Here is a 14,082-nt window from a genome sequence, read left to right as displayed (position 1 = left end):
ACTAAGGCGGACTGAGATAACTTTCCAATAAATTGTTTATCGATATCGATACCGAAATTGATATGACTAAGCGATACTGAACTTGTAAGCCATGACCGTGGTGTACTCCTCACCCGGACGCAAAATGGTCGATGGAAAGTCAGGACGATTCGGCGAATCCGGGAAGTGCTGCGGTTCGAGGCAAATGCCGCTGCGATAACCGTAGATGCGCCCTTTTCCCTTGATCGAGTCGCCGAGGAAGTTCCCGCTGTAGAACTGGATGCCAGGCTCCTGCGACAGCACTTCCAGCACACGGCCCGACGAGGGATCGAACACGCGGGCCGACACTTCCAGCTTGCCCGGCTCCGATTTATTCAGTACGAAGTTGTGATCGTAGCCCGCGCCGTAGCCCAGCTGCTCATCCTTTTGATCGATGCGTGCACCGATGTCGGTGGCGGTGCGGAAGTCGAACGGCGTGCCGGCCACCGGCGCCGGCGGGCCGTCCGGGATCAGGCCCGCATCGACCGGCGTGTACGCGTCGGCCGGAATGGTCAACTCGTGGCCGAGAATATCGCCATGGCCGGCCAGGTTAAAGTAAGCGTGATTGGTCAGATTCATCGGCGTGGCCTTGTCGGCAACGGCGTGGAAGGCGATACGCAATTCGTTATTGTCGCGCAGTTCGTAGATGGCGGTGACTTCGGCGGTGCCGGGATAGCCTTGGTCGCCGTCTATGCTCAGATAAGTCAGGATTACACCGACCGACTTCGGCGTGTTGAAGGTTTCGGCCTCCCACAGCTGGCGATGGAAGCCACCGCTGCCGCCGTGCAGGTGATTGGCGCCGTTGTTCACGTCCAGCTGGTAAGTCAGGCCGTCCAGCGTGAAGCGGCCGTTGGCGATGCGGTTGCCGTAGCGGCCCACCAGCGCACCGAAGAAATGCGACTCGCCCAGATAGGCGTCGACGTTATCGTAGCCGTGGCAGACATCGGCCAGCACGCCGTCGCGATCCGGCACGTGCAGTTCCACGATCACGCCGCCAAGGTTGCTGATCTTGGCGATCATGCCGTTGGCGTTGGTCAGGGTGTAAAGCGTGGCCTCGCGGCCGTCGGGCAGTTTGCCAAATGGGGATTCAGTGATCGTTGCTTGCATGTTGACTCTCTAATGACAAGGCGGCCGAGAGGTTCCCCTGCTCGGCCGCCGGAATTGGTGCGTTCGCGCGGATGATCAGGCGATCGACGGCTTTCCGAATACGGGCATACCCTGCTCGTCCCACTTCAGCGGTTTAACGTAGGTGTGACGGTCTGGATTCCACAGCGGGTCGCCGATAATCTCAGTGTAGGTGCGTGCATGATAAACCAACATCACGGTTTCGCCATCATCTCCAACCGTGAAGCTGTTATGGCCGGGGCCATAGACTTTGTGATCGAAGCAGGTCTGCAGCACCGGCTCTTTCGATTTGGTCCACGATGCCGGATCCATCACATCGGCGTTTTCGTCCGCCCACAGCAGGCCCATGGCGTAGTTCTCATCCGTGGCGCTGGCCGAATAGCTGAGGAAGATTTTGCCGTTCTTTTTCAGGATGGACGGGCCCTCGTTGACCCAGAAGCCGCGGATCTCCCAATCGAATTCCGGCTTGCTCAGCATGACCGGCGCACCGCCCAGCTGCCACGGCGTTTTCATCGGCGCGATGTAGATGTTGGAATTGCCCTCGATGGCGTTGTCCTTCTGCGCCCACACGTAGTACAGCTGGCCCTTGTGGGTGAAGGTGGTGGCGTCAAGGCAGAAGGTGTCGATGCCGGTATCGATCTGGCCCTTGAACTCCCACTCGCCTTCCAGCGGATTGGCGGCGGCGGTGCTGATCGCGTACATGCGGTGCTGGAACAGCTTGTACTTGATCTCGCGGCTAGGCGCGGCGGCGAAGTAGACGTACCAGGCGCCGTCGTTGAAGTGCAGTTCCGGCGCCCAAATCAATTCGCTGTAAGGGCCGGTGTCAGGCTTGTACCAGACGTTGACCTTCTCCGCATCGGCCAGGCCGGCGATGGTTTTCGCGCGGCGCAGTTCAATGCGGTCGTACTCCGGCACCGAGGCGACGAAGTAGTAATAGCCATCGGTGTGGCGGTAGATATGCGGATCGGCGCGCTGCTCGATCAGCGGAGTGAGGATGTTTTCCATTTCAATTTCCATAAAATTAGACTGCCACATAGCCTTTCGCTCCCATCTCCTGTTTGACCTGCGCGTAGTAGCCGTCGTTGATACGGTACTTGAACATCAACAGGCCCATGACGGTGTGGAAGAAACCAGGAATTAGCGTCATCATCAAGACGATGCCGTGCAATGCGAACGCGGTTTGCTCCACGTTAGGCACATAGGCGAAGTACGCCAGCAGTTGTCCAACCACGATGCCGGCGATACCCATGCCCGCCTTCTGGCACACCGAAATGCCGCCGAAAGCGAAGCCGGAAACGCGTTTGCCGGTCTTGACCACGCCGTAGTCGATGGTCTCGGCGATGGCTGACCAGAACACCGGCGCATGCAAGTCCACCACAAAAGACAGCAGGAAGTACAGCGCAAACGCCAGCACCACGTCGCCCGGCTTGACGAAGAAGTAGATCGCGGCGCTGATCACGCCTACCGCGATCTGCGTCCAGCGGAACAACTTGATCTTGCAATAGAACTTGGTGATCCAGGTCGAAGCGATCATCGACAAGATGGCCGCCACCACGCCGGTGGAAAGGAAAGCCGAGATGGTGGCCGCGTCGGCGTGCAGATAATACTTGGCGTAGTAAATCGCCACCGAGCCGCGCAGCACGTAACCCACGGTGCCGGTCACGCACACACCGCACAGAATCAGCCACTGGTCATTGCGCACCAAGACCTTGATCTGCTCCCACAGCGGCTGGCGCTTGATCTCGTGCTGGACGCGTTCCTTCGTCGTGAAGAAGCAGAACAGGAACAGCGCCACGCCCATCGCCGCCATCACGGCCATGGCCAACTCGTAGCCGGCGGCCGCATTGCCGTTGCCGAGACGTTCGGACAGCAACGGCACAATCACTGTCACCATGAAGGCGCCGATCTTGGCGAAGAACAGGCGGTAGCCGTTGGCCGACAAGGTCTCCTGCGGATCTTTGGACAGCACGCTAGGCAGTGAGATGTAAGGAATGCCGACGCCTGCCGTCATGATGGTCATGATGATGTAGGTCGAGTATGCCCAAACCAGCTTGGCGCTGTAGCCCCAATCCGGCGTAAGGAAAACGAAGAACACGCTGACGCCGTAAGGCACGGCCAGCAACAGCAGCCATGGACGATAACGCCCCCAGCGCGTGGTGATGCGGTCGGTGATCTGGCCCATCACCAGATCCGCCATCGCGCCGACAAATTTGACGACACCGAACATCAGCGCCAGATCAGTGGTCTTCAAGCCGTAGATATCGGTGTAGAAGAAGGTAATGATCAGCATCATCGACGAGATCACCACGTTCAGCGCCATATCGCCCGCGCCAAAACCGATTTTCTCCAGCACCGACATTTTTTGATTCGACATCGTGATTACCTCAAAGTGCGAGGCCGCGCCCTCGCTCAAGCGGGGACGCGGCCATTAAAGAGCAACGAACTTAGATCTTCCAGTTCAAGAACAAGCCTACCGAGCGATCATACTTGCGCGTATCGCGTGGATACAGTGCCTTGTTAGTCCAGTAGTCGGTGTACTTGAAGTTGAGCAGATTGGTGCCGGTCAGCGTGATCGACGTATTCTCGTTGATCTTGTAGCCCAGCGAACCATCCAGCGACGACATCGCCGATGCGATCAAGTCCAAGCCTGGGCCGCCGTCATTGTAGACCTGCGTGAACTTCGAGCGCCAGTTGTAGGCCAGACGGGCCGACACGCCGTACTTCTCGTACAGGCCAACCACGTTGTACGACCATTTCGACATGCCGGCAAACGGTTTGCCGTTCAAGTCTGGATTGCTCGACGAGCTGGTTTCTCCCTGGGTGTAGGTCGCATTCGCCTCCACGCCGAAGCCGCCCAGCCAACCCGGCAGCTTGTCGAAGAAGGAGCGGTACGATACCTCGGCGCCTTGCAGGTAGCCGTCATCCGTATTGAACGGACGGGTGGTGTCAAAAGTCACGCCGTTGAAAGTCTCCTTCACCACCTTGTTCATGATGTAGCCTTTGAACTCGTGGCGGAACAACGCGAGGCTGGCCATGCCGGTCGATGAGAAGTAGTATTCGAGCGAACCGTCGTAGTTACGCGCCGTGAATGGCTTCAAGTCTGGATTACCGCCCGACGCCGTCGCCAGCACCGTGGTGCCGTTAGGCGTGATGTACGCGGTGCCCGGATTCAGTTGTGCGAAATCTGGACGGGTCAGCGTCTTGGTCACCGAGAAGCGCGCAATCACGTCATCGCGCAGCGACGCCTTGAAGTTAGCGCTCGGCAGGTAGGACGTATCGCTCGACGTTTTCGACGTCAGCACATAGGCGCCGTTGGCCTGCGAATTACCGAGCAAGTCCGAATCGGTCTTGGTGATACGCATGCCGATCGTGCCGTCGATAGGAATGCCGGCGGTCTCCCAGCCCAGGTGCGCTTTGCCGTACAAGGCGTAGTTCTTTTCTTCGTCGGCGAAGAACGAGCCCGGATCGATCGCCTTGGCGGCGCTGCTGCCGGTGACGGCCTTGCGCACATCGGCGGTGTTGGAAATCAGGTAGCTGGCGCACGGCGTGTACCACGAGGTCGTGCCCCAGTTGTTTTGCATCTGCGCGGTGCAGTTCATGCCCGGCAGCGAGCTAGCTTGCACACCGGCCGGCGCCGGCACCGAACCTTCGAACGACTTGATCGAGGCGGCGGTACGCTTGGCGGCGCGCACACCGAAGCCGAAGTCCTTGAACAAGCCCTCATCCTGCAAGGTGTACGTGCCATCGGCGCGCCAGTCGGTCGAAGCGCCTTGGTCGTGGCCGTAACGGTCGAACAGCGCCTGCAGGTTGTACTTGGTCGGATCGTTCAGGTTCATGCCGCCGTAAGCCACGTAGGAGCTGCCGCCGACATTGGTGTTCACCGTGGCGTTAGGTACTGTGGTGAGCGTATCGAGAATAGGATTCTGCCAATCGAAATCCGACAGCGTGCGGGCGATCTCGCTGCTCAGGCGCAGGCCTGGCGCGGCGTTCCAGCGGCCGCCGATGGCGTGCTGCTGGGTCACGTTGCTGGCGCGGTTGGCCTGGGTCGACATGATGGTGTTGACGTTGTGCGAATTCAGCGTTTGCAGCTGGTCGGTGCCCGGGATCTTGGTGGCGCTCATTTGATCGCCAGGGCCCCACCATGGCAGGCCGACAAAGAAATCGGTCTCGAAGTTGTTCAGATAGTGCGAGCTCAGGCCTTCTGCATAAAGCTCAACGTCGCTGTTCGGCTTCCATTGCAAAGCGTAGTTGGCGGCACTGCGGCGACGGTCGCCCTTAATGCTTTCGAGGCCGACCAGGTCAGGGCCGGTCAGCTTGGGCAGCAGCCAGCTCTTGTCAATCGGCTTGGTGTTGAACACGCGTTCTTCGGTGTAGTGATTGCGCAGATACGATACGCCGAACAATGCACCGAATTCACCGATGTCGGTTTTCCAGCGGTTCGAGATCATGCCGCTGACATTCGGGTCGGTGCGCTCGGCCAGCGAGTTGTTGGTGGCGCCGCCATTGACCACGGCGGTGAAGCCCTTGAAGTCGAACGGACGGTTAGTGCGCACGTCGATCACGCCGGCGATGCCGCCTTCCGGCAAATCGGCGCTCTGCGATTTGTACACGTCCACGCGTTGCAGCATGGTCGATGGGATATCGGCCAACTGGATGTAGCGGCCGATGGTGCTGAACATCTCGCGGCCATTCAGCAGCGTGGCGATACCTGGCAGACCACGAATCAAAACCGTGTTGGCTTCGCCGCCGTCGCGGCGCACTTGCACGCCGGTGACGCGGGCCAGCGTTTCGGCCACGTTCGTATCCGGGAATTTGCCGATGTCGTCCGCGACGATGGAGTCGATCACATTGTCGGCATCCTTCTTGATCTTCTGCGCGCTCTGCGCGGCGCGGCGCACGCCGGTCACAGTGACGGTGGACTGCTCGGACACTTCGGCTGCCGGGGCGGTGGACGCTTCTTGCGCCAGAACTGGGAAGGCGCTCAACAGGCCTGCGGCGGCCAGCACGGCGACGCCGGATTTCAGGACGAGACGATGCTTTGCCTGAGGCTCGCAAGCCCCGGATACGTTGTAGTTCATAGGTCTCCAGTGTTATCTGTTTTCTAGAGAGCTGCGTGATAGCAGTTCTCGGTAACAAATCTTAGGGGCTGGAGAAAAAACAAACCAATCAATTTTTGGCGATTTTCGATACCGAAAAAGATATCGAGGCCAGTGGAAGCGCTACCTCACTTGCAACAGTGAACTAAGTCGTTGCAAATTTGCACCACCTGATACCAGAAAGATAAAACTACTTTCATTTTGGACAGTGGCTGCTAATCTGAAAGCCGCAGTACACGAACTCAACCGGGAGAAAAATATGAGTAAAAAACAACAGCTGCTAGGCGCGCTGGCGCTGACAACACTGGTAACGGTCGGACAAATCAATCCGGCCCACGCCGCAGCACCGAGTTATACCTTCGATCAAAACACTTCCTGCGGCACCTGGTGCTACCACGATCCCAACTACACCAAGCTCACTGACGGCACGGTTGGCAATCGAGGATGGGCCTACAACGAGGGCAAGGAATGGGCCGGCTGGCTGGGCGTACCAAGCGTGAACATCACCTTCCAGTTTGCCTCGGCGATGAACTTCTCATCGGTCAGCGTTGGCAGCACGCAGGATAACTTGGGCGACGTGGTGCTGCCCTCCTTCGACCTGTGGGCTTATGTGGGTAGTAGCTGGGTACATCAGGCCACCATCAGCAACCCTGCCAGCAGCAGCAACGACGCCAGCCCTTACGACTCCGGCCCGCACGCGTTCTACACCTTCACAGGCCTGAGCGTGACCGCCGACCAGCTGCGCATCACGGCGACACCAGGCGTCCCCGGAAGCTGGATGTTCGTCGATGAAGTCACCTTCAACGCCACACCGGTGCCAGAACCCACCACTTGGGCCATGCTGCTGGCAGGCCTGGGCCTGGTTGCCGGCGCGCGCCGGCGCTCCAGGCGCTAGACCTACTGGAACGCCACCTCGGTGAAGCTGCGCAGTTTGCGGGAGTGGAGTTTGTCCACGCCCAAGGCGCGCAGCAGTTCCATCGCGCGGATGCCGATGCGCAGGTGCTGGTCGACGCGGTCGCGGTAGAACTGGTTGGCCATGCCCGGCAGCTTGATCTCGCCGTGCATCGGCTTATCGCTCACGCACAGCAGCGTGCCGTAAGGGACGCGGAAGCGGAAGCCGTTGGCCGCAATCGTCGCGCTTTCCATATCGAGCGCAATCGCCCTGCTTTGGCTGAAGCGGCGCTCCGGCGTCCGCTGCGGCATCAGTTCCCAGTTGCGGTTGTCGGTGCTGGCCACTGTCCCGGTGCGCATCACGCGCTTGAGATCATGGCCGGTCAGTTGCGTGACTTCCGCCACCGCCGCCTCAATCGCTACCTGCACCTCGGCCAGTGGCGGAATCGGCACCCACAGCGGCAGGTCTTCATCGAGCACGTGATCTTCGCGCACGTAGCCGTGTGCCAGCACGTAGTCGCCCAGTTCCTGCGTGTTGCGCAGGCCCGCGCAGTGGCCCAGCATCAGCCATGCGTGCGGACGCAGCACCGCAATGTGGTCGGTGATGGTCTTGGCATTGGCCGGGCCGACGCCGATATTGACCATTGAGATGCCGGTGCCGTCGGCGCGTATCAGGTGATAACCCGGCATTTGCGGCATGCGCGGCGGCGCGGCGCCCAGCGCGTCGCCCGGCTGCACCGACTGGCCCACGCGGCGCGTGACCAGGTTGCCTGGTTCAACGAAGGCGATGTAATCGTCACCCGGCGCGTCGGATGGATTGGCCATCAGCTCATGTCCAAGCCGGATAAATTCGTCGATATAGAACTGGTAGTTGGTGAACAGGACAAACTTCTGGAAATGCTCGCACGAAGTGCCGGTGTAGTGGCGCAAGCGTAGCAGCGAGTAGTCCACGCGCGGCGCGGTGAACAGCGATAGCGGCTGTGCTTCGCCCGGCGGCGGCTCGTGGGTGCCGTTGGCGATGCCGTCGTCCATTGCCGCCAAATTAGGCAGGTCGAACACATCGCGCATCAGCAGGCGGCGTTCTGCGGTCAGGCTGCCTTCGATGTGCTCATGTTCGGCGAACGAGAAGTGAATCGGAATCGGCTGCGAACTGGTGCCGACTTCAATCTTGACGTGGTGGCTGCCGTGATTCTTCAGCAGCAGTTTGAATTGCTGGAGGTAGTAGCGCGCGAACAGGTCGGGCCGCGTCAGCGTGGTTTCGTAGGTGCCTGGGCCGGCCACAAAGCCAAACGCCAACCGCGAATCGGCGCGCGCCACGGTATCCGTGTGAACCCGCACAAACGGGTAGCAGGCGCGCACGTGGTCACCGACGTTTTCTCCGGCCACAAAGCGCTTCATCGCGTCGCGCAGGTAAGCGATGTTGGTGTCGTAAATGGCCTGCACTTGGTCATAAGCCGCTTGGGCGTCGTCAAACTGCATGGGGGCGATGAATGGGCGGTGCGTAGACATGCGACTCCTTTAGTTTCGGCTCGTATGTCCTATTGTAAAGGCTGTAAGCAGAACTTGCATTCATCCCCTAGGGGAACCATCTGTCGTACCGTACAATGGCGCCCTGACACCACACTTAGTTTCAGCATGACTCAACCTGTAACACCATCCAACCCAGATCTTCTTTTCGGCCCTCAGCAGGAGGATTTGCTGCGCGAGGAGATCCTGGCCGATTTGCTGGAAGCCAGCGCCGCGCGTAATCCCGATCAAGTGGCGCTGATCTTCGGCGACCGCGCGCTGACTTACGGTGAATTGAATGCGCAGGCAGATTTGGTGGCGGCGCGCTTGATCGCGGCCGGCGTGCAACCGGGCCAGATTGTCGGCCTGTGGCTGCCGCGCGGAATTGAGCTGCTGGTGCTGCAAGCCGGCATCGCCAAAGCCGGCGCCGCGTGGCTGCCGGTGGATGAAGATACGCCGGTTGAGCGCTTGCAGGTTTGTCTTGATGACGCGGACGGCGTCGGCGTGCTCACTTGCGCCGCGTTTGCGCCACGCTTGGCCGATATCGCGGCCAGCGGCCGTGGCGTGTGGACGGCGGAGGCGCTGCTTGCACCGGCTGCTGCCGGCGAAGTGCTGGCGCGTCGCGGTGCTGTGTCGCCGGACGTTCCGGCATATGTGATTTACACCTCCGGCTCGACCGGCAAGCCGAAAGGGATCCTGATCACCCAGCGCAGCATCTGCCATTTCCTGCGCAGTGAAAACGCGGTGCTGGGCGTGCATGGCGGCGACAAGGTTTACCACGGCTTCTCGGTAGCCTTCGATATGTCGTTTGAAGAGATTTGGATTGCCTACCTGGCCGGCGCCACGCTATGGATTGGGCCGAAGGAAATCAGCGGCGATCCTGAAACGCTGCCGCGCATGCTGGAGCAGAACGGCGTGACCGTGCTGCACGCGGTGCCGACGCTGCTGGCCTTATTCAATCAAGAGGTGCCGAGCCTGCGCTTGATTAACCTCGGCGGCGAGGCCTGCCCGGAGTCGCTGGTGCAGCGCTGGTCGCGCGAAGGCCGGCAGATGTTCAATACCTACGGCCCAACCGAAGCCACCGTCTCCGCCAGCCTCGCGCGCCTGCAACCGGGCCAGCCAGTGACGATCGGCACGCCGCTACCCAACTACGGCCTGCTGGTCATCGACGCCAACGTCGAGCAAGGCCTGCGCCTGCTGCCGCGCGGCGAGGTCGGCGAGTTGTGCATCACCGGCCCCGGACTCGCCGCCGGTTATCTCGGCCACCCCGACCTCACGGCAGAGAAGTTCCTGAACAATCCATGGTCTGCCGGCGCACACGACGCGCGCCTGTACCGCACCGGCGACCTTGCCCGCATCGGCGTCGACGGCGAAGTGGTATGCCTCGGCCGCGCCGACGACCAAGTTAAAATCCGCGGCTTCCGCGTAGAACTGGGCGAAATCGAAGCCCTGCTGGCGCAACAAGCCGGCGTGGGCACCGTCGCTGTCCTGCTGCGCAAAGACGATGGCATCGACCAACTGGTCGCCTACATCGTGCCGGAAGCCGCCGCACCCGATCCACGCGAACTGCGCACCGCCCTCGCCGCCAAGCTGCCACCCTACATGGTTCCCGGCCGCTACGAAATGCTGGACGCCATGCCGCGCCTGACCTCCGGCAAAATCGACCGCAAGACACTGAAGGCGACCCCACTGAGTGCACCGCCAGCCGGCAGCGCCGAGGACTCCGACCTGCCCGAAACACCAGCCGAAGAAGCCCTGTTCGCGGCACTGGCCAAGCTATTCCCCGGCCAGGCCATCCAGCGCAACGCCGACTTCTTCACCGATTTGGGCGGCCACTCCTTCTTCGCCGCCCGCCTGGCGTCCGCGCTGCGTGCCGATCCGCGCTACGCCCACGTCACCGTGCGCGACATCTACCAGCAGCGCCAGATCGGCAAGATCGCCCAAGCGCTGGGCGAAGCCGCAGGCAGCAGCAGGGAAGAACAAGACTGGACACCGCCGTCCACGCTCAAACGCTGGATCTGCGGCATCGCCCAGGCAGCGGCCATGCCGCCGCTGGTCACGCTGCGCATGGCGCAGTGGCTGGCGCCCTTCTTCACCTACCACTTCTTCACCGGCGACCCGGGCGACTCGGTGGCGCGCGCCATCGCCGCCTCGGTCGGCGTCTTCCTGCTGGCGACCGTCGGCGAATTCGCCATCGCCATCGCCGGCAAATGGCTGATCGCCGGCCGTTTGAAAGCCGGCGTCTATCCGCTGTGGGGCTTGACCTACTACCGCTGGTGGCTGGCCGACCGCCTGGTGGAAGCCGCCCCCGCCTATCTGCTTAGCGGTTCATCATTGAACGCATGGTGGCTACGCGCGCTCGGCGCGAAAATCGGCAAAGAAGTCACCATCGGTTCGATGACCCTGCGCGCGCCGGACTTGCTGTATATCGGCGACCAAGTCAGCATCGGCAATGCCGTCAATTTTGAAAACGCCCGCGTCGAACGTGGACAGCTCCACCTCGGACAGATCACGCTGGAAAAGGACGCCTGCGTCAGCTCTTTCGCCATCATGGAAGGCAATACGCGCGTTGAAGCACTCGGCCACCTCGAAGGCCAGTCGGCGCTGGCCGATGGCGGCGTAGTGCCCGCAGGCCGCGTGTGGTCAGGCTCCCCGGCGCGCGATGCCGGCGCGTTTGAAAACAAACTGCCGCCGCGCCCTCCGGTAACGGCCGCGCGCCGCACCGCCGAAGCACTGTTCTTCATCTTCGGCATCCTGCTGGTCGTGACGCTGTTCTTCATGCCGGTATTCCCAAGCTTCGTCCTGATCGACTGGTTCGACGAAGCAGGCTGGCTGCCGTGGATCCAAGGCGACGACATGCGCATCCGCCTGCTGCGCTACTTCCTGCTGGCCTTCCCTGCCAGCGCCGTGCTGATTATCCTGACCGCGCTGGTATCGGCAGGCATCCGCTGGAGCGCGCTGCCGCGCTTGAAACCGGGTCAGTTCCCGGTGCACGGCAATACCTACTGCGCAAAATGGCTGGTGAGCCAGATACAGGAATCGAGCCTCAACGTTTTGCACGGCATTTACGCCACCGTGTTTGCGCCGTACTGGTATCGACTGCTCGGCGCGAAGGTCGGGAAAGACGCCGAAATCTCCACCGCGCTGGGCGTGGTGCCGGACATGCTGACCCTCGGCGACGAAACCTTCATCGCCGATGCCGTCATGCTGGGCGACGAAGAAATCGACGGCGGCTGGATGGTGATGAAGCCAACTGTAATCTCGCATCGCAGCTTCGTCGGCAACGGCGCCTACATCCCGGACGGCACCGTGCTGCCGGAGCATGTGCTGATCGGCGTGCACTCGCGCGCACCGGACAACGCGCAGATGAACAGCGGCGATACGTGGCTCGGCTCCCCGCCAATCAACCTGCCGGCGCGCGAGCAGACCAGCGGCTACCCAGAGTGGCTGACCTTCCACCCATCGCCTCTGCGCCGCCTGGGCCGCGGCTTGATTGAAGCCTTCCGCATCGTCGCGCCGCATGCATTGGTGATCGCGGTCGGCTACACGCTGGTGCTGGCGGTGATGCCGGCGGCTGGTGCGGGACGCTGGGGCGAAGTGATTTGGGATTTGACGCTGGCCGGTTTGGTCTACGGCGTGGGCAACTACGTGTTCGTGGTGCTGCTCAAGTGGCTGCTGATCGGCCGCTATCGCAAACAATCGGAGCCGATGTGGACGCCGTTTGTGTGGCTGTCGGAAGGCGTCACCAATCTTTACGAAGGCATCGCCGTGCCGAATTTCATGCGCTACCTGCGCGGCACGCCGTGGTTGCCGCTGGCGTTTAATGTGCTGGGCTGCCGCATCGGCAAAGGCGTCTATATGGACACCACCGACATCACCGAATTCGATTGCGTACAAATCGGCGACAACAGCGAACTCAATGCCCTCACCTGCCCGCAGACGCACTTGTTTGAGGATCGCGTGATGAAGATCGATCAGGTGGTGATCGGAGAGCGCGTCTACATGGGGCCACGCGCGGCGGTGCTGTACAGCGCCGCCGTCGGCGACAACGCGCGCCTTGGCCCGCTCACGCTGGTGATGAAAGGCGAGACCATCCCGGCCAATGGCAACTGGGCCGGCTGCCCCGCCGCGCCGTCGCGCGCATGAACACACTGGCCGTTCAGCCTTGGCCCGGCCCCGCGCCGGCGCCGCAGGACGGCCTGTTCGCAATCCTGATCCGAACCACCGTCCGGTCGCCCGATGCCCAGCGCGATGCCGCCCGCCGCCAGATTCGCCTTGCCGCGCGCGAGGCGCTAGCCGCCGTGCTACGCCGGCCCATCGCCGATGTCAGCATCACCTCCATGCCCGGCGCGCCGCCACGTATTCTGCTGGCTGGCCCTGAAAGCCTGATCGGCTGCTCCTTCAGCCACGACGGCGACTACGCGCTCGCCGCCTTCAACCTGCAAGGCCCGATCGGTGCAGACCTAATGCACGTCCAAGACATCCCGGACTGGCAGGCCGTCGCCCGCGACTACCTCGGCCCAGCCGTCACCGCCGCGCTGCTGGCTGCCCCCGACCGCCCACACGCCTTCACACAAGCGTGGACACAACGCGAAGCCGCGTTAAAATGCCATGCACAACAAATCAGCGAATGGCAGAGCGACCTTCCCGGCCAGTCCATCTCACTGGCCCTGCCGGTCGCCGGCCTGCTGGGGCATATACACATCGGAGACAGAAGCGCATGAAAGTACTCGCATTGATACTGGCAGCACTTGCAGGAACCGCCAGCGCCGCAGGCTGCGGCCCGGATAAACTGAACACCTCCCGCACCCTCACCCTGAAACGCGAAGGGGCCCTATACGGCACCAACCAGCACGCCGCGCTGCCGCTAGCCAAAGGCGAAGTAGTCCTCACCTTCGACGACGGCCCATCGCCGGAAAACACGCCGCTGGTACTGAAAGCGCTGTCCGACCAATGCGCCAAGGCGACCTTCTTCATGATCGGCCAGCAGATCGCGCAGAACACCGAATTGGCCAAGCGCGTAGTTCGCGAAGGCCACTCGGCCGGCATCCACAGCGATACTCACCCGCACCTGGCAACGCTCACCGTTGAACAGCAACTGGAAGACCTCAAGCGCAGCCGCGCCGCCTACAAAGAGGTCTTCGGCATCGAAACGCCAGCCTACCGCTTCCCCTTCCTCGAAGAGACGCCAACCCTGCTGGCCGCCCTCAAGGAAGCCAACATCACCGTCGCCTCGATCGACCTTGCCATCAACGACTGGATTCCGGAAGACACCACCGCCATCCTCGCGGAGCGTCTAAAGAACAGCCTCGATAAAGCGGGCAGCGGTATCATCCTGATGCACGACGCGAACGGCCCTACCGCCAAGGCCTTGCCGACGCTGCTGCAAGTCCTCAAAGACAAAGGCTACAAGGTCGTCCACCTTGAATGGGAATGAGAGGGGCAG

Annotated in this window: 9 protein-coding genes; 4 read left to right on the top strand and 5 right to left on the bottom strand. The window is 61.6% G+C overall.

Translation table 11 applies throughout. The annotated features are described in order from the left end of the window. Nucleotides 1-66: 66 nt before the first annotated feature. From GTP45_RS08195 to GTP45_RS08180, 4 genes are all read right to left on the bottom strand, one after another. Nucleotides 67-1,125 carry an aldose epimerase family protein gene (locus GTP45_RS08195; RefSeq protein WP_161013347.1) on the bottom strand — a complete coding sequence of 353 codons (1,059 nt, stop codon included), beginning with the start codon at nt 1,123-1,125 and terminating at the stop codon, nt 67-69. 75 nt (nt 1,126-1,200) lie between these two features. Then, on the bottom strand, nt 1,201-2,148 hold the full coding sequence (locus GTP45_RS08190; RefSeq protein ID WP_161013346.1) for a glycoside hydrolase family 43 protein: 948 nt from the start codon (nt 2,146-2,148) through the stop codon (nt 1,201-1,203). 16 nt (nt 2,149-2,164) lie between these two features. Further along, nucleotides 2,165-3,517, bottom strand: a complete 1,353-nt coding sequence (locus GTP45_RS08185) for an MFS transporter (RefSeq protein WP_161013345.1) — start codon at nt 3,515-3,517, stop codon at nt 2,165-2,167. 70 nt (nt 3,518-3,587) lie between these two features. Continuing rightward, entirely contained in the window at nt 3,588-6,221 is a 2,634-nt protein-coding gene (locus GTP45_RS08180; RefSeq protein WP_161013344.1) for a TonB-dependent receptor, read from the bottom strand. Between the two features lie 277 nt (nt 6,222-6,498). Between GTP45_RS08180 and GTP45_RS28365 the strand changes: the two genes are divergently transcribed. Further along, nucleotides 6,499-7,134 carry a PEPxxWA-CTERM sorting domain-containing protein gene (locus GTP45_RS28365; protein ID WP_217363323.1) on the top strand — a complete coding sequence of 212 codons (636 nt, stop codon included), beginning with the start codon at nt 6,499-6,501 and terminating at the stop codon, nt 7,132-7,134. A 2-nt stretch (nt 7,135-7,136) separates the two neighbouring features. Here GTP45_RS28365 and GTP45_RS08170 read toward each other — a convergent pair whose 3' ends face one another. Beyond that, complete coding sequence (locus GTP45_RS08170) at nt 7,137-8,639, bottom strand: AMP nucleosidase (RefSeq protein WP_161013343.1); 1,503 nt, start codon at nt 8,637-8,639, stop codon at nt 7,137-7,139. 126 nt (nt 8,640-8,765) lie between these two features. Between GTP45_RS08170 and GTP45_RS08165 the strand changes: the two genes are divergently transcribed. The 3 genes from GTP45_RS08165 to GTP45_RS08155 are packed head-to-tail and all read left to right on the top strand — an operon-like array spanning nt 8,766 to nt 14,073. Continuing rightward, a complete protein-coding gene (locus GTP45_RS08165) occupies nt 8,766-12,782 on the top strand; it encodes a Pls/PosA family non-ribosomal peptide synthetase (RefSeq protein ID WP_161013342.1) in 4,017 nt (1,338 codons plus the stop codon). Beyond that, complete coding sequence (locus tag GTP45_RS08160; protein ID WP_161013341.1) at nt 12,779-13,360, top strand: 4'-phosphopantetheinyl transferase family protein; 582 nt, start codon at nt 12,779-12,781, stop codon at nt 13,358-13,360. The genes GTP45_RS08165 and GTP45_RS08160 overlap by 4 nt, the downstream gene beginning before the upstream one ends. After that, nucleotides 13,357-14,073 carry a polysaccharide deacetylase family protein gene (locus GTP45_RS08155; RefSeq protein ID WP_161013340.1) on the top strand — a complete coding sequence of 239 codons (717 nt, stop codon included), beginning with the start codon at nt 13,357-13,359 and terminating at the stop codon, nt 14,071-14,073. Before GTP45_RS08160 ends, GTP45_RS08155 begins: the two co-directional genes overlap by 4 nt. The last annotated feature ends 9 nt before the right edge of the window (nt 14,074-14,082 follow it).

Source organism: Duganella rivi (genome assembly GCF_009857435.1).
GTDB lineage: Bacteria > Pseudomonadota > Gammaproteobacteria > Burkholderiales > Burkholderiaceae_D > Rugamonas > Rugamonas rivi.
Note: the sequence above shows the minus strand (reverse complement) of the source record. Positions and strands in the feature narration are given on the sequence as shown.